Annotated in this window: 20 protein-coding genes; 15 read left to right on the forward strand and 5 right to left on the reverse strand. The window is 70.0% G+C overall.

Annotated features, from left to right (window positions below):
* Positions 1 to 202: 202 nt before the first annotated feature.
* Positions 203 to 361 carry a hypothetical protein gene (locus tag ABQ271_RS00705; RefSeq protein WP_164499361.1) on the reverse strand — a complete coding sequence of 53 codons (159 nt, stop codon included), beginning with the start codon at positions 359 to 361 and terminating at the stop codon, positions 203 to 205.
* 186 nt (positions 362 to 547) lie between these two features.
* Between ABQ271_RS00705 and ABQ271_RS00710 the strand changes: the two genes are divergently transcribed.
* From ABQ271_RS00710 to ABQ271_RS00720, 3 genes are all read left to right on the forward strand, one after another.
* On the forward strand, positions 548 to 817 hold the full coding sequence (locus ABQ271_RS00710) for a Rho termination factor N-terminal domain-containing protein (protein WP_349309653.1): 270 nt from the start codon (positions 548 to 550) through the stop codon (positions 815 to 817).
* 1 nt (position 818) lies between these two features.
* Positions 819 to 1,781, forward strand: a complete 963-nt coding sequence (locus ABQ271_RS00715) for a DNA topoisomerase IB (RefSeq protein ID WP_349309654.1) — start codon at positions 819 to 821, stop codon at positions 1,779 to 1,781.
* A gap of 89 nt (positions 1,782 to 1,870) precedes the next feature.
* Positions 1,871 to 5,131 (forward strand): efflux RND transporter permease subunit, encoded by a 3,261-nt coding sequence (locus ABQ271_RS00720; RefSeq protein ID WP_349309655.1) that lies wholly within the window; start codon positions 1,871 to 1,873, stop codon positions 5,129 to 5,131.
* Positions 5,132 to 5,134: 3 nt separating this feature from the next.
* Here the strand turns inward: ABQ271_RS00720 and ABQ271_RS00725 are convergent, their stop codons facing one another.
* Complete coding sequence (locus ABQ271_RS00725) at positions 5,135 to 6,037, reverse strand: aldose 1-epimerase family protein (protein WP_349309656.1); 903 nt, start codon at positions 6,035 to 6,037, stop codon at positions 5,135 to 5,137.
* 234 nt (positions 6,038 to 6,271) lie between these two features.
* Here ABQ271_RS00725 and ABQ271_RS00730 point away from each other — a divergent pair, with 234 nt between their 5' ends.
* Positions 6,272 to 8,527: a DEAD/DEAH box helicase gene (locus ABQ271_RS00730; protein ID WP_349309657.1), complete on the forward strand. Its 2,256-nt coding sequence runs from the start codon at positions 6,272 to 6,274 to the stop codon at positions 8,525 to 8,527.
* Positions 8,528 to 8,549: 22 nt separating this feature from the next.
* The gene (locus ABQ271_RS00735) at positions 8,550 to 8,975 is read left to right on the forward strand and encodes a GNAT family acetyltransferase (protein WP_349309658.1); all 426 of its coding nucleotides are present in this window, start codon (positions 8,550 to 8,552) and stop codon (positions 8,973 to 8,975) included.
* Between the two features lie 4 nt (positions 8,976 to 8,979).
* On the opposite strand, the gene ABQ271_RS00740 is transcribed toward ABQ271_RS00735, so the two are convergent.
* Positions 8,980 to 10,041, reverse strand: coding sequence for an Rv2578c family radical SAM protein (locus tag ABQ271_RS00740; RefSeq protein WP_349309659.1), 1,062 nt, complete (start codon positions 10,039 to 10,041; stop codon positions 8,980 to 8,982).
* A gap of 95 nt (positions 10,042 to 10,136) precedes the next feature.
* On the opposite strand from ABQ271_RS00740, the gene ABQ271_RS00745 reads away from it, so the two are divergent.
* Positions 10,137 to 11,093 carry a M15 family metallopeptidase gene (locus ABQ271_RS00745; RefSeq protein ID WP_349309660.1) on the forward strand — a complete coding sequence of 319 codons (957 nt, stop codon included), beginning with the start codon at positions 10,137 to 10,139 and terminating at the stop codon, positions 11,091 to 11,093.
* On the opposite strand, the gene ABQ271_RS00750 is transcribed toward ABQ271_RS00745, so the two are convergent.
* The gene (locus ABQ271_RS00750) at positions 11,084 to 11,959 is read right to left on the reverse strand and encodes an AraC family transcriptional regulator (protein ID WP_349309661.1); all 876 of its coding nucleotides are present in this window, start codon (positions 11,957 to 11,959) and stop codon (positions 11,084 to 11,086) included. The two genes, ABQ271_RS00745 and ABQ271_RS00750, sit on opposite strands and share 10 nt — an antisense overlap.
* A 209-nt stretch (positions 11,960 to 12,168) precedes the next feature.
* Between ABQ271_RS00750 and ABQ271_RS00755 the strand changes: the two genes are divergently transcribed.
* Positions 12,169 to 13,332, forward strand: coding sequence for an acyl-CoA dehydrogenase family protein (locus tag ABQ271_RS00755; RefSeq protein WP_036310954.1), 1,164 nt, complete (start codon positions 12,169 to 12,171; stop codon positions 13,330 to 13,332).
* A gap of 93 nt (positions 13,333 to 13,425) precedes the next feature.
* On the opposite strand, the gene ABQ271_RS00760 is transcribed toward ABQ271_RS00755, so the two are convergent.
* Positions 13,426 to 14,187: a GntR family transcriptional regulator gene (locus tag ABQ271_RS00760; RefSeq protein ID WP_349310921.1), complete on the reverse strand. Its 762-nt coding sequence runs from the start codon at positions 14,185 to 14,187 to the stop codon at positions 13,426 to 13,428.
* Between the two features lie 152 nt (positions 14,188 to 14,339).
* On the opposite strand from ABQ271_RS00760, the gene iolC reads away from it, so the two are divergent.
* From iolC to ABQ271_RS00800, 8 genes are all read left to right on the forward strand, one after another.
* Complete coding sequence (gene iolC, locus ABQ271_RS00765) at positions 14,340 to 15,302, forward strand: 5-dehydro-2-deoxygluconokinase (protein ID WP_349309662.1); 963 nt, start codon at positions 14,340 to 14,342, stop codon at positions 15,300 to 15,302.
* Entirely contained in the window at positions 15,299 to 16,216 is a 918-nt protein-coding gene (locus tag ABQ271_RS00770; protein WP_349309663.1) for a deoxyribose-phosphate aldolase, read from the forward strand. The genes iolC and ABQ271_RS00770 overlap by 4 nt, the downstream gene beginning before the upstream one ends.
* A complete protein-coding gene (locus ABQ271_RS00775; protein WP_349309664.1) occupies positions 16,213 to 17,754 on the forward strand; it encodes a CoA-acylating methylmalonate-semialdehyde dehydrogenase in 1,542 nt (513 codons plus the stop codon). The genes ABQ271_RS00770 and ABQ271_RS00775 overlap by 4 nt, the downstream gene beginning before the upstream one ends.
* 39 nt (positions 17,755 to 17,793) lie before the next feature.
* Positions 17,794 to 18,717: a 5-deoxy-glucuronate isomerase gene (gene iolB / locus ABQ271_RS00780; protein WP_349309665.1), complete on the forward strand. Its 924-nt coding sequence runs from the start codon at positions 17,794 to 17,796 to the stop codon at positions 18,715 to 18,717.
* Positions 18,717 to 20,642: a 3D-(3,5/4)-trihydroxycyclohexane-1,2-dione acylhydrolase (decyclizing) gene (gene iolD / locus ABQ271_RS00785; protein WP_349309666.1), complete on the forward strand. Its 1,926-nt coding sequence runs from the start codon at positions 18,717 to 18,719 to the stop codon at positions 20,640 to 20,642. Before iolB ends, iolD begins: the two co-directional genes overlap by 1 nt.
* Positions 20,639 to 21,556, forward strand: a complete 918-nt coding sequence (locus tag ABQ271_RS00790) for a sugar phosphate isomerase/epimerase (protein ID WP_349309667.1) — start codon at positions 20,639 to 20,641, stop codon at positions 21,554 to 21,556. The genes iolD and ABQ271_RS00790 overlap by 4 nt, the downstream gene beginning before the upstream one ends.
* A gap of 32 nt (positions 21,557 to 21,588) precedes the next feature.
* Entirely contained in the window at positions 21,589 to 22,599 is a 1,011-nt protein-coding gene (gene iolG / locus ABQ271_RS00795; RefSeq protein WP_349309668.1) for an inositol 2-dehydrogenase, read from the forward strand.
* A 93-nt stretch (positions 22,600 to 22,692) separates the two neighbouring features.
* Positions 22,693 to 23,649, forward strand: coding sequence for a hypothetical protein (locus tag ABQ271_RS00800; protein WP_349309669.1), 957 nt, complete (start codon positions 22,693 to 22,695; stop codon positions 23,647 to 23,649).
* Positions 23,650 to 23,690 lie beyond the last annotated feature (41 nt).

Below are 23,690 nucleotides of genomic sequence, written 5' to 3' on the forward strand. Positions count from 1 at the left end.
CTCCTGCGGAATGAGCGCGAATCGAGATATATCGCGTTGAGAGGAAGATAACACGATATATCTCGAACGTCCACAGCGGAGCTCCTCGCTCGCGAGGGTTCCGGGCACGTAAGAGGCCCCCTCTACCGCGATGCGGGAGGGGGCCTCATGACGCTCCTGGGGGAGAGCGCCGCTGACGCGCCTGGGGGTGCGCGTCAGACGGTCATGTGTTCTTGCGGAGTACGCGCAACAAGAAGGCGATGAGCGCGATGACACCGACGATGATGGCGACCCAGAGCAGGAACTGGAGGCCTTCCGTGATGCCACCCACGATCGCCAGGACGATGGCGATCACGATGATGATGATGAGTGCGAGGTTCATTGGAGGCTCCCTCTGTTTGTCTCCGTTGTCCGCCGGGAGGCGGGGGTGACGCGGGTGTGCGTCTGTCCATTGTTATCAGCGTTCTCTCAGGTGGCAGGGGGGCTTGACAGGCTCCGGCAGCGGTGACATACCGTGGCCGCACGCGGGTGATCCCTGCCCGCGCCGACCACGAGAGGCGGGTGCACCATGCCGGCAGGACGCGGCTCGAACAGCCTGAAAGACCCTGAACTCTACGAGGAACTTCGCTCCGATGGCGCGTCGAAAGAGAAGGCCGCACGCATCTCGAACGCGGCCGCCCGGGACGGCCGGAGCGCCGTCGGAAGCCGGGGCGGCAAGGCCGGGGACTACGAGGAATGGACCGTGGCGGACCTCCGCGCCCGAGCGAAGGAACTCGGCATCCGCGGCTACTCGAGCGCCCGCAAGGCGGATCTCATCGACATGCTCCGATCGCACTGACGTGCCGAGACTGAAGCGGGTGCGCCCGGGCGCCGACCTCGGCTATCGCAGGGTGGGGTCGCCGCCCCGATTCCGTTATGTGGATGCCGACGGCAACCCGCTCCCGAAGGACGAAGCCGAGCGGGTGCGCGCCCTCGTGCTGCCGCCGGCATGGCAGGACGTGTGGATCTCCGCTGTGCCGAACGGCCACATCCAAGCGACCGGCGTCGACGAGGCCGGCCGCGTCCAGTACCGCTACCACCCGCAGTGGACGGCGGGCCGCGACCGCGGCAAGTACGCGAGGGCCCTCCAGCTCGCAGACGCGCTGCCCCGGGCGCGGGGGCGCGTGACGACGTCGCTCCGGCGGGAGGACCTCGACCAGGAACGGGTGCTCGCCGCGGCGTTCCGACTGCTCGATCTCGCCGCCCCCCGCGTGGGCGCGGAGCGCTACCTCGTCAAGCACGGCAGCCGCGGTCTCACGACGCTGCTGCGGCGCGACGCCGCGGTCGACGGCACCGTCGTCGCCCTTCGGTTCCCCGGCAAGAGCGGTCAGCGCCAGGAGATGGAGGTCGACGATGTCGACCTCGCCACGGCTGTCGAACTGCTCGTGGGCGGCCGGCCGAGTTCACCCCTCCTGGCCTACCTGCGAGGGCGCCGCAGGGTCGCCCTCAGCCCGACGGACGTCAACGCCTACGTCCGCTCGATGACCGGCGGCACCTTCACGGCCAAGGACTTCCGGACGCTCCGCGGCACGATCACCGCGGCCGATGCGCTCGCCCGGATCGGTCCCGCCACCAAGAAGGCCGACATGAAGCGGGCCGAGGTGCTCGCGGTGAAGGTCACGGCCGAGGCCCTGGGCAACACCCCCGCCGTCGCCCGCAGCTCGTACATCGACCCGAGGGTGTTCGATCGGTACCGGCGCGGCATCCTCCTCGACACGACGATTTCCCCCGAATCGGCGATCCGGACGCTCATCCTCGCCTGACCTCCGCTCCCAGCCTCACCGCGCGCAGGGCGTGGGATAGTTGAGCCCATCCCCGCACCCTCACCCTGCACCGTGGAAATGGGCTTTCGTTGTCTCACCTCGCCGTCCTGAGCCTCAAAAACCGCGCGCTCATCGCCCTCATCACGATCGTCGCGGCGATCTTCGGAGGGCTCGCGCTCACGAGCCTCAAGCAGGAGCTGATCCCGCCGATCCAGCTGCCGCAGCTGTCGATCCTCACGACCTACCCCGGTGCGTCGCCCGACGTCGTCAACAACGATGTGTCGACCCCCATCGAGCAAGCGATCCAGGCCGTACCCGACCTCGAGTCCACGTCGTCGACGAGCACGACGAACGCGTCGATCATCCAGGCATCCTTCGCCTACGGCACCGACCTCGCGACGGCAGAGCAGAAGATCCTGCAGTCGATCAACCGCATCGACGACACCCTGCCCGACGGCATCGACACCAGCGTTCTCGCCTTCTCGACCGACGACCTCCCCGTCATCGCCCTCGCCGTGACCGGATACGACGACGAGGCTGCCGTGCAGTCGCGCCTCGAGAGCGCCGTCGTCCCCGACATCGAAGACGTCGACGGTGTCGCGGCCGCCCAGATCGTCGGTGGCCGGACGTCGCGCGTCACCATCACTCCCGACCAGGAGGCGCTCGCCGCCGCGGGTTACACGCAGACTGCGATCACCGACGCGCTCGACCAGAACGGCCAGCTCTTCCCCGGTGGCACGGTGAACGAGGGCGATCAGACCCTCACCGTCCAGACCGGCACGAAGCTCGACTCGGTCGATCAGATCACCAAACTGCCGCTCGTCCCGACGAACGCCGACCAGATCGCCGCCGGAGCCCTCACCGTCGGCGACGTCGCCAAGGTCGTGCTCGACACCGACCCCGTGACCTCCATCTCACGCGTCGACGGCAAGCCCGCCCTGACGGTCTCGATCACGAAGCTCCCCGCGGCCAACACTGTCGACGTCTCGCACCTCGTCCGCGACAAGATCGGCGAGCTGAAGGATGCCCTCGGCAGCGGCGCGACCATCACGGTCGTCTTCGATCAGGCGCCCTACATCGAGCAGTCGATTGAGGCGCTCGCGCAGGAAGGTCTTCTCGGCCTGGCGTTCGCCGTCGTCGTCATCCTGATCTTCCTGCTCTCGGTGCGCTCCACCCTCGTCACCGCCATCTCGATCCCGACGAGCGTGCTCATCACCTTCGTCGGCATCCAGGCGTTCGGGTACTCGCTCAACATCCTCACGCTCGGTGCGCTCACGATCGCGATCGGGCGCGTGGTCGACGACTCCATCGTCGTCATCGAGAACATCAAGCGGCACTATGTCGGCGGTGCCGACAAGCTGCAGTCGATCCTGCTGGCGGTCCGCGAGGTCGCGGCGGCCATCACGGCATCCACTCTCACCACCGTCGCCGTCTTCCTACCCATCGCCTTCGTCGGCGACCTGACCGGTGAGCTCTTCCGGCCGTTCGCCCTCACCGTGACGATCGCGATGCTCGCCTCGCTCTTCGTGGCGCTGACGATCGTGCCCGTGCTGGCGTACTGGTTCCTGCGGCCGGGTAAGCCGGTGCTGGATGCCGCGGGCCGGGCCGTCGACCCCGAGGACCCGACCGCGCCGCCGACCCGCCTGCAGAAGTCGTACCTGCCGGTGCTCCGGTGGACCCTCCGCCACTCGGTCGTCACCCTGCTGCTGGCCGTCGTCGTGCTCGGCGGCACCATCGCCGCCGTGCCGCTCATGAAGGTCAACTTCCTCGGCGACTCGGGCCAGAACACCTTCACCGTGACGCAGAACGTCGGCGCGACCGCGAGCCTGAAGACGCAGGACGCTGCGGCCGAGCGGGTCGAGAAGGTCTTGCTCGACGTCGACGGCATCGACACCGTGCAGACGTCGATCGGCTCGTCCGGCTCCGCGCTCCGCGACGCCTTCTCGGGCGGCGGCACCGGCATCACCTACTCGATCACGACCGACCCCGACGCCGACCAGGAGCAGATCCGTACCGACGTGCAGAAGGCCGTCGCCGACCTGAAGAATGCCGGCGAGGTCACCGTCGCCGCGTCGCAAGGCGGGTTCGGCTCGAGCGACATCGAGGTCGACGTCACGGCGCCCGACGCCGGCGTCCTCCGCGACGCGACGGACAAGGTCGTCGCGCAGCTGAAGGATGCCGACGGCATCGACCAGGTCGACTCGAACCTCTCGGCATCCCTGCCGTTCGTCTCGGTCGCCGTCGACCGCGCCAAGGCCGCGGACCTGGGCCTCTCGGAGGTCGCCGTGGGCGGACTCGTGTCGAACACGATGCAGCCGCGTCAGATCGGCACGGTCGAGATCGACGACTCCACGCTCACCGTGTACCTGCAGGCGTCGGAGATCCCGAAGACCATCGCGGAGCTCCGCGGACTCGAGATCGCCAGCGCGACGGGCCTCATCCGCCTCGACGAGGTCGCGACGGTCACGGAGTCCGAAGGCCCCTCGTCCATCACGAGCGAGCGCGGTCAGCGGACGGCATCCATCACCGTCACGCCGTCGAGCGATGACCTGAACGCCGCGAACGCGACGGTCACGGCCGCTCTGAACGACGCCGACCTGCCACAGGGGGCGGATGCCGCGATCGGCGGCGTCGTCACGCAGCAGCAGGACGCGTTCGCGCAGCTCGGACTCGCGATCCTCGCCGCGATCCTCATCGTCTACATCGTCATGGTCGCGACCTTCAAGTCGCTCCGCCAGCCGCTGCTGCTGCTCGTGTCGGTGCCGTTCGCGGCGACCGGCGCCATCCTGCTGCAGATCGCGTCGGGCGTACCCCTCGGCGTCGCCTCGCTCATCGGTGTACTGATGCTCGTCGGCATCGTCGTGACGAACGCGATCGTCCTCATCGACCTCGTCAATCAGTACCGGGAGAAGGGTCTGTCGACGCCCGAGGCAGTGATCGCCGGTGGCGCTCGACGTCTCCGACCGATCCTCATGACTGCGCTGGCGACGATCTTCGCCCTCACGCCGATGGCGCTCGGCATCACGGGACATGGCGGCTTCATCTCGCAGCCCCTCGCGATCGTCGTCATCGGCGGACTCGTGTCGTCCACGGTGCTGACGCTCCTCGTGCTTCCCGCCCTCTACAACCTCGTCGAGGGCGCCAAGGAGCGTCGCGCCGCGAAGCGCGGCGACGTCGCTCCCGCCGTGGCGGCGAGCGAAGCGCCGATGACGCGTCGGGCACGGCGGGGCGCGGCATCCACCGCCGTCACCGGTGCCGCAGCGGTCGACACCGCCCTCGTCATCGAGGAGGCACCGGACGTCGAGATCCCGCTGAACGAGCCGCGGGGCGACTCCGAGCGTCGGGACTGAGGCTCAGCCGACGAGGTCGACGCCCCAGTCGAGCGTCCAGGTCTCGTCCGGCGCGAGCCGGCGGAGGCTCCGGCCGGAGTTGAACGCGTCGGCAGGCGCCGTCATCGGCTCGATCGCGACGGCGAGGTCGTGGCCGGGGAACCGGTCGGTCGTGAACACCTGCACGTACTCGAACCCCTCGCCCGCCCAGACGGTCAGGCGGCGGCCGTCGGGTGCGATGAGGTGCGCCTCGACGCGTCCCTCGCGGCGGGGGAGGCCGGCGTAGGCCACGTCGAGCGCGAGGTCGCCGACGCGGCGCGGCGCGCTCAGGTCGTGCTCGTCGTCGATCGGTTCCTCGGCCACGGGGATGTTCTGCTCGTCGAGGCGGAACCAGGTGCGGGCCTCGAGCTGCAGCGACAGATCCGCGGTGTCGACATCCGAGATGCGGAAGTACGGGTGCGTTCCGACGGCGACGGGCGCGTCACCGGACCCGACGTTCGTGATCTCGTGCGTGACGCGGAGCCCGCCGGCGACGAGCGCGTAGGTCACGCGGTTCTCTAGGTGGTACGGGTACCCCGACTGCGGGAAGACATCGGCGCGCAGGGTGATCGCGGCATCCGTCTGCGTTTCAGCCCGGTAGGGAGCGAAGCGGAGCAGCCCGTGCGACGCGTTGCCGAACTTCGGCTCGGTGATCGCGAGCTGGCGGAGCTCGCCGTCGTCCTCCCAGCGTCCGTCGCGGATGCGGTTCGGCCACGGGACGAGGACGATGCCGGATGCCGCTGGTGTCGGCACGTCGGCGGGGTAATCGGGCACGAGGTCGACCCCACCGACGCGGAGTGCGCGGAGTGCGGCGCCGACCTCGGCGATCTCGGCCGACACGTCGGCGGCGCGGAGGGAGAAACGGGTTCCGGTGGGATCGGCGGCCATGCCGTCAGCGTATCGGCGCGGCGGGTTCCCAGGTGGGACCGGTAGCGTAGTCACGTCGGCGGAGGACACCGCGCTGTGCGCGGGCATCCTGTGTAGTCCTCGGGGCCGATCGCGACGCCCGATCCGCGGCGTCGCAACCAGTAACTGGAATGGCCCCCGGCCGACGGAAGTCCGGGTTTGACCGTGCGTGCGCGCACGGCGCTGTTCTCGTGCGAGAACTCAGAAAGAACACGCATGCCCAAGAACAAGAAGCCGGCCGGCGGCCGCGCTCAGAACTTCGAGCCCCGCTTCGGCAAGAAGACCTCCTACCAGGACGCCAAGCGTCGTCCCGGTCAGGCATCCGCCGGTACCGCCGGCAGCTCGAGCCCCAAGCACCGCGGGTACCGCGCCGCCGAGGAAGGTGGCGCCACGAAGGGCCGCTGGACCGAGCAGGACCGCGCCGGTCGCGCCGAGGCGCGCGGCATCCGCTCGCACGCGCGCAGCGACCGTGGTGACCGTCCCGCCGGTGGCGAGCGTCCGCGCTTCGACCGTGCGGGTGGCGCGGAGCGTCCTCGTTTCGACCGCAGCGAGCGTCCCGCTCGTTCGTTCGATGACCGTCCTCGTCGGGATGACCGCACCGAGCGTCCGCGCTTCGACCGTGCGGGTGGCGCCGAGCGTCCGCGCTTCGACCGCAGCGAGCGTCCCGCTCGTTCGTTCGATGGCCGTCCTCGTCGGGATGACCGTCCCGCCGGTGGCGAGCGTCCCCGCTACGACCGCGCCGGTGGCGGCGCGGAGCGTCCTCGTTTCGACCGCAACGAGCGTCCTGCGCGTTCGTTCGACGACCGTCCCCGCCGGGACGACCGGACTGAGCGTCCGCGTTTCGACCGCAACGAGCGGCCCGCTCGTTCGTTCGACGACCGTCCGCGTCGCGATGACCGCACCGAGCGTCCGCGCTTCGACCGTGCCGGTGGCGCCGAGCGTCCCCGTTTCGACCGCAACGAGCGTCCTGCGCGTTCGTTCGACGACCGTCCCCGTCGGGACGACCGGACCGAGCGTCCCCGTTTCGACCGTTCCGAGCGCCCCGCTCGTTCGTTCGACGACCGTCCCCGTCGCGACGACCGGACCGAGCGTCCCCGTCGCGATGACCGGACCGAGCGTCCCCGGACCGAGCGTCCCGCTCGCACCTTCGACGACCGTCCCCGTCGGGACGACCGTCCGAACCGTGGAGATTGGAAGGCCGACGAGAAGTCGAAGGCCCACCAGGACCACGTCGACGTCGTGCACGAGCGTCTCCAGGCCGAAGCGGTGGATGCCGCATCCGTCGAGCAGGCATCGTTCAGCGACCTCGGCCTCGGCCAGAACCTCGTCCGCACCCTCGAGGGGATGGGCGCCAAGGCCCCCTTCCCGATTCAGGCTGCGACCGTCGGTCCGATTCTCGAGGGCCGCGACGTCCTCGCCCGCGGCCGCACCGGCTCGGGCAAGACGATCGCCTTCGGCGCTCCCCTCGTCGAGCGCGTGCTGCGCGGCCAGGCCGGCAAGCGTCGCGCCTGGGGCCGTTCGCCGCAGGCCCTGATCCTCGCGCCGACGCGTGAGCTCGCGCTGCAGATCGACCGCACCGTGCAGGAGCTCGCGCAGAGCGTGGGCCTGTTCACGACGCAGATCTACGGTGGCGTCCCGCAGGGCCGCCAGGTCGGTGCGCTCAAGAAGGGTGTCGACATCATCATCGGTACCCCGGGCCGCATCGAAGACCTCGAGAAGCAGGGCAAGCTCGACCTGTCCGAGGTCGGCATCGTGGTCCTCGACGAGGCCGACCACATGAGCGAGCTGGGCTTCCTCGAGCCGATGCAGCGCATCCTCCGCCTCGTGCAGGACGACGCGCAGAAGCTGCTCTTCTCCGCCACGCTCGACCGCGAGGTCGCCGCTCTCGTCGACGAGTTCCTCGTGAACCCGGCCGTCTACGAGGTCGCCGGTGAGACGCAGGAGACCAGCACGATCGATCACCGCGTGCTCGTCATCGACCACAGGGACAAGGCCGAGATCCTCACCTCGCTCGTCGACCGCGACGGCAAGACGCTCGTCTTCACGCGGACCCGCGCGTACTCCGAGATGCTCGTCGAGCAATTCGAGGATGCCGGGATCGCCGCCGTCGCCCTCCACGGCGACCTCAACCAGGCCAAGCGCACCCGCAACCTGCAGCGTCTGACCGACGGCAAGGTCAACGTGCTCGTCGCGACGGATGTGGCGGCTCGCGGCATCCACGTCGACGACATCGACCTGGTCGTCCAGGCCGACGCGCCCGACGAGTACAAGACGTACACGCACCGCTCCGGCCGTACCGGTCGCGCGGGCCGCACGGGCACGGTCGTCACGCTGATCACGCGTCAGCGTCGTCGGCGCATGACCGAGATGCTCGAGCGCGCCGAGATCGACGCGCCGTTCGACGAGGCTCGCGCCGGCGACGACGTGCTCGAGGAGATCACGGGTCGTCAGGCCGCGAACGTCGACGCCTGAGCGTTCTCACTAGGGTGGGCGGATGCCGATCGTCATCCGCCCCCTCGGTGATCCCGACGTCGAGCCGGTCGTGTCGCTGTGGCACGCGGTCGGGCTGACGCGTCCCTGGAACGACCCGCACCGCGACATCGCGCGTGCCCGCGCCGTCTGGCCCGACCTCTTGCTGGTCGCGGCAGACGGCGCTCGTGTCCTCGGATCGGTCATGGCCGGCTACGACGGCCATCGCGGCTGGCTGTACTACCTCGCGACCGATCCCGACCGGCGCGGCGAGGGCATCGGACGGATGCTGGTCGCCGAAGCCGAGCAGCGCCTCGAGGGCCTCGGGTGCCCGAAGGTGATGCTCATGGTGCGCGAGGGCAACGACGCGGTCACCGATTTCTACGACTCCATCGGCTACGCGCGTGACGCGACCTCCGTCCTCGGCAAGCGCCTGATCCCCGACGACTGACGGCTCAGAAGAGCATGGCGGAGGCCTGTTCCCGAGTCGCCGTCTTCATGACGGGACCCGTGGCCCGCACCGCCCCGAGACCCGCCCGCGGCGGCACGTCCTCCTCTTCGAGCCGGCCGTGCAGGCCGTGGCGTCGCAGCAGCGGACGCACGCGAGCCGAGAGCCACGTCCGGTACCCCTTCGGCGCCGAGACCGACGCACCCGGGTAGAGGCCGCGGTAGGCGGGCACCAGGTCGGGGCACTCGCGTTCGAGCCACGCCCAGAACCACTCCTTCGCCCCCGGTCGCAGGTGCAGTGCGCCGAACACGACCCGACGGGCTCCGGATGCGGCGATCCGAGCGATCGCATCGTCGAGGACGTCGACCCCGTCGGTCAGGTGCGGCACGATCGGCATGAGGAAGACCGTGGTCGAGAACCCGGCATCCGTCGCTGCCTTCACCGTGTCGAGGCGCGCCTGGAACGACGGCGCGCCCGGCTCGAGGAGCTGCCGCAGCGGCTCGTGCGGGATCGCGATCGACATGGCGATGTGGATGGGGACGCGGGTCGCGGCATCCGTCAACTGCGGCAGGTCGCGGCGCAGAAGTGTGCCCTTCGTGAGGATCGAGAACGGCGTGCCGCTCGAGGCGAGGGCGTCGATGATGCCCGGCATCAGCCGATAACGCCCCTCGGCGCGCTGATACGGATCGGTGTTCGTGCCGAGCGCAACCGGCTCGTGTCGCCACGACGGCTTCGCGAGTTCGCGGGCGAGCACCTCGGCCACGTTCACCTTCACGACGATCTGCGAATCGAAGTCCGCGCCGGCGTCGAGGTCGAGGTAGGTGTGCGTGTTGCGCGCGAAGCAATAGGCACATGCATGTTGGCACCCCCTATAGGGATTCACCGACCAGGAGAACGGCATCGCCGATCCGCTCGGCACGTGGTTGAGCGCGGACTTCGCGACGACTTCGTGGAAGGTCATCCCCGCGAAGTCCGGCGTCGTGACCGAGCGGACGAGCCCACCCATCGACTCGAGGCCGGGCAGAGCGCCGTCATCGACCGTCGAGATGTTCTGACCCTGCCACCGCATCTTCACAGTCGAACACATCTTCGAAATACTGTCAACGACACACGCGGGGTGGTCGAACACCGGGAACGCGAGAGATCGACTGCGAGACTGGGCAGGTGTCTGAGACGAGGAGCGCCGCCCGGCGGCAGGTGCTCCGCAGGCGCCGTCAGCGCCGAGCGCTCCTGCTCCTGACGCTCACCACCGCCCTGATCGTCACGCTCGTCGTGGTTGTCTCCCGGGCGATCGCGCCCGACGACGCCGTCGCAGACCCGGCATCCGATCCCGTTCCGGCCGCGTCGTCACCCGTTGCCGTGTCCTCCCCGCCTGCCGCCGACCCCGCAGAAGAGACCCGGCCGATCTGCGAGACGGATGCCGTGGTCTCGGCGCTCGCGGAGGGTTCCGACGCCGACGTGATCGCCGCCTTCGGGGGTGGCGAGCCGTTCCGAGCTGCCGTCGCCGCGGGCGAGGCGCCCTGCGTCGATCTCCACGAGGCGGGTCGCATCTGGGTCGTTGCGAACAAGCGCCACGCGCTCGAACCGATCGATCACTGGCCCACGCCGCAGGCGCGACCGCAGAGCACGCGCATCGTCGCGGGCGGGTGGCTGCTCGACCAGACCGCCGCCGCGCTCGACGAGCTCTCGGCGGACGTTCGCGCCGCCGGCGCCGGCACGATCGGTGTCAGCAGCGGCTTCCGCCCCTATGACTTCCAGGTCGAGACCTACAACCGCCATGTCGCCAACCGGGGCAAGGCCGCGGCCGACCTCCGCAGCGCCCGCCCCGGCCACAGCGAGCACCAGACCGGACTCGCGGTCGACGTGGTCGCGTGCGATTCCGGATGCGGCGACCACGACAGCTTCGGCGGCACCCCGCAGTCCGAGTGGATCGTCGCGAACGCCTGGCGGTACGGCTTCATCGTCCGCTACGAGGAGGGGCACACCGCCACCACGGGATACTCCGCCGAACCATGGCACCTGCGATTCGTCGGCCGCGAACTCGCCGCCGCGTACGCCGACGGCGGCTTCCACACGCTCGAGGAGTTCTTCGGCCTCGAGCCGGCGCCCGACTACGGCTGAGGCTCACGCTCCACCGGCAGCCACAGCTCGCACGTCGCCGTCGAGAAGTCCTCCCCTCGCTCCAGGATCGAGACGATCGACGGCCCCGGGCGCAGCCGCCACGGGTTCGCCGGGAACCAGTCCGTCGCCGTCGCCGCCCACACCGTCTGCAGCGCATCGGGGTATGCCCCGCTCGAGCGGAACACCGCCCAGGTGCCCGCGGGGACCTCGATGACGTCGAGATCCGGCGGCACGGAGCTTTCCGCGGCGCGCGCGACCCCGTGCAGATACGTCAGCTCGGTCCCCTCCGCATAGTCGGGGTCGACGCCGTCGCTCACCTGCAGCAGCCCGGCGGGCTCGGTATCGCTCAGCCCCTTCAAGCGAGCGTGTTCGGCGGGTGGCAGCGACGCGATGTGCGCCTGGATGGCGGGGTTCGCCCCGCGGTGGATCAGTGGCACGCGTGCGGCGTGCCCGATGAGGCGGAAAGCGGGGTGGTCGACGATACGGGTGTCCATGGGGCTGCTCCCTTCTACGGTCAGGCGGAACCTGAGCTGCGGTTGTGTGCGGAGGGGGCCGCCGTCTCGCCTCACGGCAGACGGCGGGGCGCCGTGCACGGCCTGGAACGCGCGGGCGAACGCCTCGGTCGAGCCGTAGCCATAGCGCACCGCGATCGTCAGCAGGTCCTCGGACCCGACGAGGTCGCTCGCCGCGACCGTCATCCGCCGACGCCGGACGTACTCCGACAGCGGCATCCCGGCGAGCGACGAGAACATCCGACGCAGGTGGTACTCGGTCGTGCCGTGCGCGTGGGCCACGGTGGCGATGTCGAGCTCGTCGCCGAGATGCGCCTCGATGTGCTCGACGACGCGGGTCAGTGCGCTGATCACGGTTCCTCCTCCGGCATCCACTCTCATCTTCGCGCCCGGGTCACGCCCGACTTCTGCGGACCGGAACGATCGGATGCCGCGCCGCGGCACTCAGTCGCGCTCACCCTGGCATTCAATCCCACGGGGCGCGTACAGTGGATGCCGGCGACGCCGCCCACGAGCGCAGCGTCGCGCGTGTGTGAAAGCACCGACACGAAGGGGGTCCGCGCATGGAGCGGAACATCTACGACGAGGACCACGAAGCGTTCCGCGACGTCGTCAAAGAATTCATCAAGCGGTACGTCACGAACGAGAAGCGCGAACAGTGGGATGCCGCGGGTGAGATCGACCGCGCGACGATGCTCGCGGCGGGCGAAGCCGGTGTCATCGGTCTGAGCGTCCCCGAGGAGTTCGGCGGCGCGGGAATGCTGCAGGACTACCGCTTCCGCACCGTCGTGAACGAAGAGATCATCCGGGCGGGGGCCGGCTCGCTCGCCGGCGCCTTCGGCATCCAGGACGACCTCGCCGTCCCGTACCTCGTGCACATGGGCACCCAGGAGCAGAAGCAGACCTGGCTGCCCCGCATGGCGACCGGTGAGGTCCTCGGCGCGCTGGCCATGACCGAGCCCGGCGCGGGATCCGACCTCCGCGGCATCTCGACCACGGCGAAGAAGACCGACGGCGGCTACATCGTCAACGGCGCGAAGACATTCATCTCGTCGGGGACGACCGCGGACATCTTCGTCGTCTTCGTGAAGACGGGCGAGGGCAACCGGCCCGACGCCTTCTCGCTGCTGCTGCTCGAAGCCGACATGGCCGGGTTCGACCACGGCAAGAAGCTGCACAAGATGGGCTTCCAGGGGCACGACACCGCCGAGCTCAGCTTCACCGACGTCTTCGTTCCCGACGCGAACCTCATCGGCGGCGAGGAGGGCAAGGGCTTCATCCAGCTGATGATGAACCTGCCGCTCGAGCGCCTCTCGATCGGCGTCGCGGGCGCCGCAGCCGCACAGGCCGGCGTCGAGTGGACGATCGCCTACACGAAGGACCGCGAGGCCTTCGGTCAGCGGATCATCGACTTCCAGAACACGCGCTTCACGATGGCGGACCTCGTCACGACGGTCGACGTCATGTGGGCCTACATCGACCGGGCGATCGCGCTCTACGGTGAGAGCAAGCTCTCGGCGGAGGATGCCGCGCAGGTCAAGTTCTGGGCGACCGAGCGCGAGTGGGAGGTGCTCGACGCGTGCGTCCAGCTCCACGGCGGGTACGGCTACATCATGGAGTACCCGATCGCGCGCGCCTTCCTGGACGCCCGCGTCCACCGCATCTACGGCGGCACGAACGAGATCATGCGCGACATCGTGTCGCGCCAGATCGCCGGCAAGCGCTGACCTGACGACCGAGGTCCCGATCGGGCCGGAAAACCTGCGTGGTTACCCGGCCCTATCGGGACCTCGGCGCGTCAGGCGCGACTCGGCCCGCGACTACTTGGCGACGAGCGTCGTCTCGAAGCTGTAGAGGTCGGGGCGGTAGCAGTGGTGGCCGTACTCGCATGCGCGACCGGAGTCGTCGAACGCGACGCGCTCCATCGTGAGGACCGGGCCGTTCGAGTCGATGTCGAGCAGTTCGCCCTCGTCGCCGCGGGCGCTCCGGGCGCCGATCTTCTGCTTCGCGACGCGGATGGTGACGCCCCGCGCGCGCATGATCTCGTAGAGGCCGTGCTCCTCGAGCTGCTCGCGCGTGATGTCGGCGAACTCCAGCGGAAGGTAGTTTTCGAGGACGGCGACCGGGACGCCGTCGGTGCTCCGCTGACGCCGAACGAAGACGACATCGTCGCCGACGCTCAGCCCGAGGCTCTGGGCGACGATCTCGGACGCGGGCACGACGTCGTGCCCCAGCACACGGGTCGCGGGAACGTGCGAGGAGTTCTTCAAGTCCTCGTACAGGCTCGTCAGTTCGACCGCGCGCGTGACCTGACCCTGGACGACCTGCGTCCCGATGCCCCGGCGCCGCACGAGCAGCCCCTTGTCGACGAGCTCCTGGATCGCCCGGCGAATCGTGGGGCGCGACAGCCCGAGTCGCTGGCCGATCGCGATCTCGTTCTCGAGGCGGCCTCCCGCGGGGATCGCGCCGGAGTGGATGGCGGCTTCGAGCCTGCTGGAGACCTGGAAGTACAGCGGCACCGGGCCGGTGCGGTCCAGGTCGGCGAAGAGTTCCGCGGGCCAGTAGGTGGCGGCATCGACCACAGCCCTCACACTCCTTCTGATGGATGACGGGTGCCACCGGCGTTTGTACCGACAACATCACGTGTCAGGCTAACGGCACATCCGCTCTGGTCTCGGGATTTGCCCTTGTGTTATTGTTAGGACATGTTCGCGCCACGAGACACGACCGCCGGATGACCTCTCGCGCCATCGCCCCGGAGGTCCTGTCGATCGGACGACTCGGCGTCGACATCTACCCGCTGCAGACCGGCGTCGGCCTCGAAGAGGTCTCGACCTTCGGCAAGTTCCTCGGTGGCAGCGCCGCCAACGTCGCCGTGGCCGCCGCCCGTTACGGCCACGATGTCTCACTCGTCTCGCGCGTCGGTGACGACCCGTTCGGCCGGTACCTCCGCGCGGAACTCGACCGGCTGTCGGTGAACCCCGACCTCGTCAGCGTCGACGGCACCTACAAGACGCCGCTCACGCTCTGCGAGATCTTCCCGCCCGACGACTTCCCGCTGTACTTCTACCGCGAGCCGAAGGCGCCCGACCTCGAGGTCACGCCCGACCAGCTGCCCGACGAGGTGCTGAAAGAGGCATCCATCTTCTGGCTCACCGTCACCGGCCTCAGCCAGGAGCCCAGCCGCGCCACGCATCTCGACGCCCTGCGGCGCCGGGGTCGGTCACGGCACACGATCCTCGATCTCGACTACCGGCCCATGTTCTGGCCGGACCCCGCCGAGGCGACCGCACAGGTGTCCGCCGCTCTCGAGCACGTCACGGTCGCCGTCGGCAACCGCGAGGAGTGCATGGTCGCGGTCGGCGAGACCGATCCGATGCGCGCCGCCGATGCGCTCCTCGACCGCGGCCTCGAGCTCGCGATCGTGAAACAGGGGCCCGACGGGGTTCTCGCGAAGACTCGTGACGAGACGGTCGTCGCGCCGCCCCACTTCGTCGACGTGGTCAACGGACTCGGCGCGGGCGATGCGTTCGGCGGCGCACTCTGCCACGGTCTGCTGAGCGGCTGGGACCTGGAGCCGATCCTCCGCTTCGCCAACGCAGCGGGCGCCATCGTGGCATCGCGCTTGGAATGTTCGACGGCGATGCCGACGGCCGACGAGGTCGAGGCGATCCTGAGCGCGGGGAGCGCGACATGAGCGACCGAGTCATCAGCGAGGCGGCCTTCGCCCGGCTCCGGCAGCTGCGCGCCTTCGACCCCGAGTCGATCCGTCACGCCGTCGCGACCCGCACCCGCCGTCACCTCGACAGGGGCGACGGCCGGCTCTTCATCGTCGCTGCCGACCATCCCGCCCGCGGCGCCCTCGCGGTGGGGTCGGATGCCACGGCCATGGCCGACCGCTACGAACTGATCGAGCGCCTCGCCATCGCGCTCAGCCGACCCGGTGTCGACGGCGTGCTCGGGACGCCCGACATCATCGACGACCTCGCCGCCCTGGGCCTGCTCGACGGAAAGATCGTCGTCGGATCGATGAACCGCGGCGGACTCCGGGGGTCGTCCTTCGAGATGGACGACCGCTACGGCGCCTACGACGTGCCCTCAATGATCTCCGCGAATCTCGACTTCGCGAAGGCGCTCGTCCGCATCAACCTCGACGACCCGGCGACCGCGGCGACCCTCGAGGCGACGGCGCGTGCCGTCACCGCTGCGGCGGGCGCCGGCATCCCGATCATGCTCGAACCGTTCATGAGCACGTGGAACGACGGCCGGATCGTCAACGACCTGTCGACGGATGCCGTCATCCTCTCGGTCGCGATCGCGGCGGGCCTCGGCGGGTCGAGCGCGTACACCTGGATGAAGTTGCCCGTCGTTCCCGACATGGAACGGGTCATGGCCGCCACGACGCTGCCGACCCTTCTGCTCGGCGGCGACTCGGGAGACGACCCCGACGAGACGTTCGCCTCGTGGCAGGACGCTCTCTCGCTTCCCGGCGTCCGCGGTCTCACTGTCGGCCGCACCCTCCTCTACCCGCCCGACGGCGACACCGCGGCGGCGGTCGACATCGCCGCGGGCCTCGTCCACTCCTCCCTCCTCACGAAGGAACAGTCATGAGCACCTTCTCCACCCAGAACCGCGTCATCGGCCACTGGATCGGCGGCGCGCACCGCGCGTCCACGAGCGGACGGACGGCTCCCGTCTACAACCCCGCGACCGGTGCGGTCCAGGCCGAGGTCGCCCTCGCCGACCAGGCCGAGATCGACGCTGCGATCGCCGCCGCCGACGAGGGCTTCCGCACCTGGTCGGCTTTCTCGATCGCGAAGCGGCAGACGGTCATGTTCGCGTTCCGCGAGCTGCTGAACGCCCGCAAGGGCGAGCTCGCCGAGCTCATCACGAGCGAGCACGGCAAGGTCGTCTCCGACGCGATGGGTGAGATCCTCCGCGGCCAGGAGGTCGTCGAGCTCGCGACCGGGTTCCCGCACCTCATCAAGGGCGCGTACTCCGAGAACGCTTCGACGGGGATCGACGTGTACTCGATCAAGCAGCCCCTCGGCGTCGTCGGCGTCATCTCGCCGTTCAATTTCCCCGTCATGGTCCCGCTGTGGTTCGCACCCATCGCGATCGCGGCGGGCAACGCCGTCATCCTGAAGCCGAGTGAGAAGGACCCCTCGGCAGCGCTGTGGCTCGCCGAACTGTGGCAGGAGGCGGGCCTTCCCGCCGGTGTCTTCACGGTGCTCCAGGGCGACAAGCTCGCCGTCGACGGTCTGCTCCACAGCCCCGTCGTGCAGTCGATCTCGTTCGTCGGCTCGACCCCGATCGCGCAGTACATCTACGAGACGGCATCCCGGAACGGCAAGCGGGTGCAGGCGCTCGGCGGGGCGAAGAACCACATGCTCGTCCTCCCCGACGCCGACCTCGACCTCGTGGCCGACCAGGCCGTCAACGCCGGTTTCGGCGCGGCGGGGGAGCGGTGCATGGCGATCAGCGTCGTGCTGGCCGTCGAGCCCGTCGCAGACGAACTGATCGCGAAGGTCACCGAGCGCATCGCGAAGCTCACGATCGGCAACGGCGCGGGCCAGGACGGCGTCGAGCCCGACATGGGTCCGCTGATCACCGACGTCCACCGCGACAAGGTGTCGTCGTACGTCGACATCGCCGAGGCCGACGGGGCGACGGTCGTCGTCGACGGCCGCGGCTTCACGGTCGAGGGGCACGAGGACGGCTTCTTCTTCGGTCCGACGCTGCTCGACAACGTCCCGACCACGTCGCGCGCCTACACGGAGGAGATCTTCGGACCGGTGCTGTCGGTCATCCGCGTCGAGAGCTACGACGAGGGTCTCGCTCTCATCAACTCCGGTGAGTTCGGCAACGGGACCGCGATCTTCACCAACGACGGCGGTGCCGCACGCCGGTTCCAGCACGAGGTGCAGGTCGGCATGATCGGCATCAACGTGCCGATCCCCGTGCCCGTCGCGTACCACTCGTTCGGTGGCTGGAAGAAGTCCCTCTTCGGCGACGCGAAGGCTTACGGTGTCCAGGGGTTCGATTTCTTCACCCGAGAGAAGGCCATCACCAGCCGGTGGCTCGACCCCGCCACGCGAGCCCTCGGCGACCAGGGTGGCATCAACCTCGGGTTCCCCCAGAACAACTGATCGCACGCCGTCCGGCGGCGGCATTCCGAGAGCGCGAAGATGAGCATCGAGAACACCTGGTTCCACCGCCGCGGCGACCTGGCCGCAGGCGGCTGGGAGAGCGTCGTCGGTCGGGAGACGCCCGGCTGGCAGCACACCGGCATCCGTGTCGCCGACCTCACCGAGGGCGACGCGGTGGAACTCGCCGAGACCGATGTCGAGCGCATCATCGTGCCGCTCGCGGGATCGTTCGAGATCGTCCACGTCGATGCCGACCACGCACACGGCGCCGACCGCGAGTGGACGAGGCTGCACGGTCGCCGGTCGGTGTTCGACGGCCCGACCGACGTGCTCTACCTGCCGGTCGGGCGCACCGCCACCCTCACGGGCCGGGGCCGCGTGGCCGTCGCGGAGGCCCCGGCATCCGTTCGTCACCCGTGGCGCTACATCGCCGCCGCGGAAACTCCGGTCGAGCTCCGCGGAGCGGGATCGTCGAGCCGTCAGGTGCACAACTTCGGGACGCCGCAGGCGCTGGATGCCGACCGCCTCATCGTCTGCGAAGTGATCACCCCCGCCGACAACTGGTCGTCGTACCCGCCGCACAAGCACGACGAGCACGTTCCGGGGCACGAGTCGCGCCTCGAGGAGATCTACTACTTCGAGTCGGCGCCGGTGGCAGGGTCCGCGGCATCCGCTGAAACCGCCTTCGGGATGTTCAGCACCTACTCGTCGCCCGCGGGCGAGATCGACATCAACGCGATGGTGCGGACGGGCGACATCGCCCTCGTGCCCTACGGCTACCACGGCCCCGCCGTCGCTGCGCCGGGCTACGACCTGTACTACCTGAACGTCATGGCCGGGCCCGATCCCGACCGGGCATGGCTCATCAGCGACGACCCCGCGCACGCGTGGGTCCGCGACACATGGGCGGAGCAGGACGTCGATCCGCGACTCCCGTACCCGACAGAGGAAGGCCGATCCTGATGGCAGAGACGAAGCGGATGACGGTCAGCCAGGCGCTCATCGAGTTCCTGGCCCACCAGTGGACGGTCGACGGCGACGTGCGCGAGCGCACGATCCCCGGGGTCTTCGGCATCTTCGGTCACGGCAACGTCGCCGGCATCGGTCAGGCGCTCACGCAGCTGAACGTCCACGATCCCGACCTCATGCCGTACCACCAGGCCCGCAACGAGCAGGCGATGGTGCACCAGGCCGTCGGCTACGCCCGGATGCACCGCCGCCGCGGCACGTATGCGGCCGCGGCATCCGTCGGTCCGGGCGCGGCCAACATGCTCACGGGAGCCGCCCTCGCGACGACCAACCGCCTGCCCGCGCTGCTGCTGCCGAGCGACACGTTCGCGACGCGCGTCGCCGACCCCGTGCTGCAGCAGCTCGAGCAGCCGTGGGACATCGGGCTCACGGTCAACGACGCGTTCCGTCCGCTCTCGAAGTTCTTCGACCGCGTGCAGCGGCCCGAGCAGCTCTACTCGATCGCGCTCGCCGCGATGCGGGTGCTCACCGACCCCGCCGAGACCGGCGCCGTCACGATCGCGCTCCCCGAGGACGTCCAGGCCGAGGCGCTCGACGTGCCGATCGAGTTCCTGCAGGACCGGGAGTGGCACATCCGCCGGCCGCTCCCCGAGCGCGGACCGCTCGAGCGGGCGGTCGCCGCGATCCGCTCGGCGAAGACGCCGTTCATCGTCGCGGGCGGCGGCGTCATCTACTCCGAGGCCGAGGAGCAGCTCCGTGCGTTCGTCGAGGCCACCGGCATCCCCGTCGGCACGACGCAGGCCGGCGGCGGGTCCCTCGCCTGGGACCACCCGCAGTACCTCGGCGGGGTCGGCGCGACCGGCTCGCTCGCGGCCAACCGGCTCGCCGCCGAGGCCGACGTCGTCATCGGGATCGGCACGCGCTACAGCGACTTCACGACGGCGTCGCGGACCGCGTTCCAGAACCCGAACGTCGTGTTCGTCAACATCAATGTGGCCGCCTTCGACGCCTACAAGCACGGGTCGGAACTCCCGGTCATCGCCGATGCTCGGGAGGCTCTGATCGCGCTGGCGCGGGAGCTCGAGGGCTTCCGCGTCTCGGCGGAGCACGCCGAGCAGATCGCCCGTCAGAAGGCCGAGTGGGACGAGATCGTCGACGGCGCCTTCGCGCGGTCGGGCGCCGACCGCCCGGGCCAGCCCGAGATCATCCACGCGGTCCACGCCGCGACCGACCCGCGCGACGTGATCGTGCAGGCGGCCGGATCGCTGCCCGGCGACCTCCACAAGCTGTGGCGCGTGCGGGACTCGCTCGGCTATCACGTCGAGTACGCGTTCTCGTGCATGGGCTACGAGATCGCCGGCGGCCTCGGCGCCAAGCGTGGACTCGAAGCCGCGGGCGACGACCGCGACGTCATCGTGATGGTGGGCGACGGGTCGTACCTGATGCTCAACAGCGAGCTCGTGACGGCGGTCGCCGAGGGCATCAAGATCATCGTGGTCCTCATCCAGAACCACGGCTTTGCCTCGATCGGCCACCTCTCCGAGACCGTCGGGTCGCAGCGCTTCGGCACGCAGTACCGCACCTACGACCCGGCGGCGAAGAACTTCCAGGGCGGCGACGTGCTCCCCGTCGACCTCGCGATGAACGCCCGCAGCTACGGGCTCGAGGTCGTCGAGATCGCGGAGGGACCGGATGCCGCGGCGAACCTGACCGCCGCGGTCGCCGCCGCGAAGGCATCCGACCGCTCGACCTTCATCCACATCAACAGTGATCCGCTCGTCTACGCGCCCGACAACGCCGGATGGTGGGACGTGCCCGTTCCGGAGGTGTCGACCATCGAGTCCACGCAACGGGCCCGCGAAGCCTACGTCGGCGAACGCGCCGCGCAGCGCCCCCTCCTCGGGGGAGGTCAGCGATGAAGGCGGTCGTCGCCGGTGCACCGGTCAGCTTCGGCGTCTTCGAGCTGACCCCCGAGGGCGCCGAGACGATCTCGCCCGACGCGATGATGGCGGCACTCGCCGAGGCGGACTACGCCGGCATCGACCTGGGTCCCCTCGGCTTCTTGGGCGAGAACGCGGCGCTCCGTGACCGCCTCGAGCGGTTCGGCCTCGGGCTTGCCGGCGGCTGGGTGCAGCTGCCGTTCTCGGACGACGAGGCGTTCGCCGCAGCCCTCCCCGACCTGCGCGCCGCGCTCCGGCAGTTCTCGGCGGGTGCCGACGCCGGCGCCGGCCCCCTGCCGCTGCCGACTCTCGCCGACGACGGCTCCTCGCTCCGCCGTGGCGCACCGGGTCGCGGCGCCGAGGTCGACCGGCTCGACGCGGATGCCTGGGGCCGCCTCACCGACAACGTCGCCCGCGCCGCGCGCCTCGTCCGCGACGCCGGGTTCGAGCCGACGTTCCACCACCACGCCGGGACGTTCGTCGAGTCGCCCGACGAGATCGACCGATTCGTCGCCGACACCGACGTCGACCTGACCCTCGACACCGGTCACCTCTTCATCGCGGGCGGCGACCCGCTCGCCGCCGTCGAGCGCTGGGGCGACCGCATCAACCACCTGCACCTCAAGGACGTCGACCTCGCCGCCCTCCGCCGGGTGCTCGCCGCCGGCGGCGGGATGCCGGAGGTCTGGTCGGGCGGATCGTTCGTCGCCTTCGGCCAGGGCGACATCGACCTCGCCGCCGTCATGACCGCCCTCGACGCCCGCGGGTACGAAGGCTGGGTCGTCGTCGAGCAGGACGTGCTCAACGGACCCGACGTCGCGCTCGACGCCTTCGTCACCGCCCGCTCCGCCGATCAGATCACCAACCGCGACGCCCTGCGCGCGTGGGTGTGACCCTTCCCCCTCTCTCGACGAACAGGAACGACATGACCGCCACCCCCGTCCGCTTCGGACTCTTCGGCTCCGGACGCATCGGCCAGGTGCACGCCGCGAGCATCGCCGCATCCCCCGACGCCGAGCTGGCGTGGATCGCCGACCCGTTCATCGACGGCGCCAAGCGTCTGGCCGCCCAGTACGGCGGAAAGACCACGACCGATCCCGCCGAGGTGTTCGCCTCGGGTGAGGTCGACGCCGTGCTCGTCGCCTCGCCGACCCCCACGCACGTCGACCTGATCCGCGCCGCGGTGGAGGCCGGCATCCCCGTCCTCTGCGAGAAGCCGATCGACCTCGACATCGCCCGCGTCGAGGCGCTCCGTCCCGTGGTCGCCGCCGCCGGTGTGCCCGTCGCACTCGGCTTCAACCGCCGGTTCGACCCCGGCTTCCGCACGGCGCGTGACCGCGTCGTCGCCGGCGAGATCGGACGCCTCGAGCAGCTGACGATCATCAGCCGCGACCCCTCGGCGCCGCCGGCGTCGTACGTCGCCGTCTCGGGAGGCATCTTCCGCGACATGACGATCCACGACTTCGACATGGCGCGCTTCTTCCTGCCCGACATCATCGAGGTCACCGCCTTCGGTACGACGACGTTCGACGAGGGCGCCCGCGAGCACGGCGACTTCGACACCACGACGGCGATCCTCAAGTCCGCCTCGGGCGCTCTTGTCACGATCGTGAACTCGCGCCACAGCACCACCGGCTATGACCAGCGCATCGAGGCGTACGGCAGCGAGGGCGACCTCACCGTCGCCAACCAGGGCACGAGTCTCGTGAGCCTCTCGAACGCGAACGGCGTCGCAGCCGGTGCGCCGTTCGAGGCATCCATGGTCACCCGCTACACCCCCTCGTACCGGGCCGAACTCGCCGAGTTCATCGCGCTCGTGCGCGGCGAGCAGTCGTCGAGCCCGACGTTCGACGACGGCCGCGCTGCCCTGCTGCTCGCCGACGCCGCGCAGCGGTCGGCGACCGAGGGCGTGTCGGTCGCCGTCGACCTCAGCTGACCGCGGATCGAGGTCCCACTCGGGCCGGGTATGCGTCGTCGTGACCCGGCCGAAGTGGGACCTCGCCGTGCCCGCCCCGTACGATCGACCCTCGTGAGGGATGCCGCCGCCGAACGTCGATCGTGGGCGTTCCCGTCGGTCGCGTTCGGGGCAGGGCTCCTTCTGCTCGCCCTCGTCGCAGCGATGATGCTGGCCACGTCCGACCTGGACGTCTGGTCGATCCTCGCGGCCGTCCTCGGCGGCTCGGCCATCGGTGTGGCCTTCGTCGACGCGGTCGAGCGTCTCGGCGTGGCGGGCCTCGTCATCCATCTCCTCGTCGCGATCTCGGCGGGGATCGTGCTCGCTGGCGTCGGCTCATGGGGAGAACCGCCGGATGACCCGCTGCTGCGAGCGGTCGTCGTCGCCGGCGGTATCGCTGCGGCGCCGGCAGCCGCGTGGACCTGGATCGCCCTTCTCGGTCGTTTCCTCGGCCGCGCCCACACCGGCCGGCGGCGTCCGCCGCAGGAGCAGTCGACCCTCGAATGGCGCGCTGCGCCGACCGACGGCGCCGTCCTGGACGTCCGGGCGGTGCCGATGTCGATCCGGAGCCTGGCCGGCCTGATCGTCCTCGCGGTCGTGGTCACCGCCGTTCCCGTCGTCGCCGTGGTGATCAGCTTCTCCGACGTCGTCGCGCGGTTCGGCCCGCGCACCCTCGTCATCCTGGTCGCCCTTCCCTTCGCCGGTCTGGCGTACCTGTGCCTGTGGGCAGTCTTCCGCCGCAGGTCCGGGGAGTACACGATCACGTTCGGCGCCGGGGAGGTCCGCCTCGCATCCGGAGCGCGCGAGGAGCGGTTCGCCTACCGCGACATCGAGATGCTCCGCTGGCGCGAGCGCGGCGAGTACGCGCGGGTAGAGGTGCGCACGGCCGCGGCGCACCGCACCCTGCTGGTGGGACTCATCCGCCATCCCGCCCTGCCGCCCCTGTCCCGCCGGACGGTCGACCTGCTCGAGGCGGCAGGTCTCACCGCGCAGGTCTCCCGAGACCGCGCAATGACCACGTACCGGCGCTGAGTCGCCCTCGAGGTCCCGATCGGGCCGTTTATGCGCCCCGG

The organism is Microbacterium sp. MM2322 (genome assembly GCF_964186585.1).
Taxonomy (GTDB): Bacteria; Actinomycetota; Actinomycetes; order Actinomycetales; family Microbacteriaceae; genus Microbacterium.

Coding starts and splice junctions, on each gene's coding strand:
- iolG (WP_349309668.1), top strand. CDS start 21,589: ATGACCGCCACCCCCGTCCGCTTCGGACTCTTCGGCTCCGGACGCATC.
- iolC (WP_349309662.1), top strand. CDS start 14,340: ATGACCTCTCGCGCCATCGCCCCGGAGGTCCTGTCGATCGGACGACTC.
- iolB (WP_349309665.1), top strand. CDS start 17,794: ATGAGCATCGAGAACACCTGGTTCCACCGCCGCGGCGACCTGGCCGCA.
- ABQ271_RS00790 (WP_349309667.1), top strand. CDS start 20,639: ATGAAGGCGGTCGTCGCCGGTGCACCGGTCAGCTTCGGCGTCTTCGAG.
- ABQ271_RS00775 (WP_349309664.1), top strand. CDS start 16,213: ATGAGCACCTTCTCCACCCAGAACCGCGTCATCGGCCACTGGATCGGC.
- ABQ271_RS00755 (WP_036310954.1), top strand. CDS start 12,169: ATGGAGCGGAACATCTACGACGAGGACCACGAAGCGTTCCGCGACGTC.
- iolD (WP_349309666.1), top strand. CDS start 18,717: ATGGCAGAGACGAAGCGGATGACGGTCAGCCAGGCGCTCATCGAGTTC.
- ABQ271_RS00725 (WP_349309656.1), bottom strand. CDS start 6,037: ATGGCCGCCGATCCCACCGGAACCCGTTTCTCCCTCCGCGCCGCCGAC.
- ABQ271_RS00770 (WP_349309663.1), top strand. CDS start 15,299: ATGAGCGACCGAGTCATCAGCGAGGCGGCCTTCGCCCGGCTCCGGCAG.
- ABQ271_RS00730 (WP_349309657.1), top strand. CDS start 6,272: ATGCCCAAGAACAAGAAGCCGGCCGGCGGCCGCGCTCAGAACTTCGAG.
- ABQ271_RS00735 (WP_349309658.1), top strand. CDS start 8,550: ATGCCGATCGTCATCCGCCCCCTCGGTGATCCCGACGTCGAGCCGGTC.
- ABQ271_RS00740 (WP_349309659.1), bottom strand. CDS start 10,041: ATGCGGTGGCAGGGTCAGAACATCTCGACGGTCGATGACGGCGCTCTG.
- ABQ271_RS00705 (WP_164499361.1), bottom strand. CDS start 361: ATGAACCTCGCACTCATCATCATCATCGTGATCGCCATCGTCCTGGCG.
- ABQ271_RS00710 (WP_349309653.1), top strand. CDS start 548: ATGCCGGCAGGACGCGGCTCGAACAGCCTGAAAGACCCTGAACTCTAC.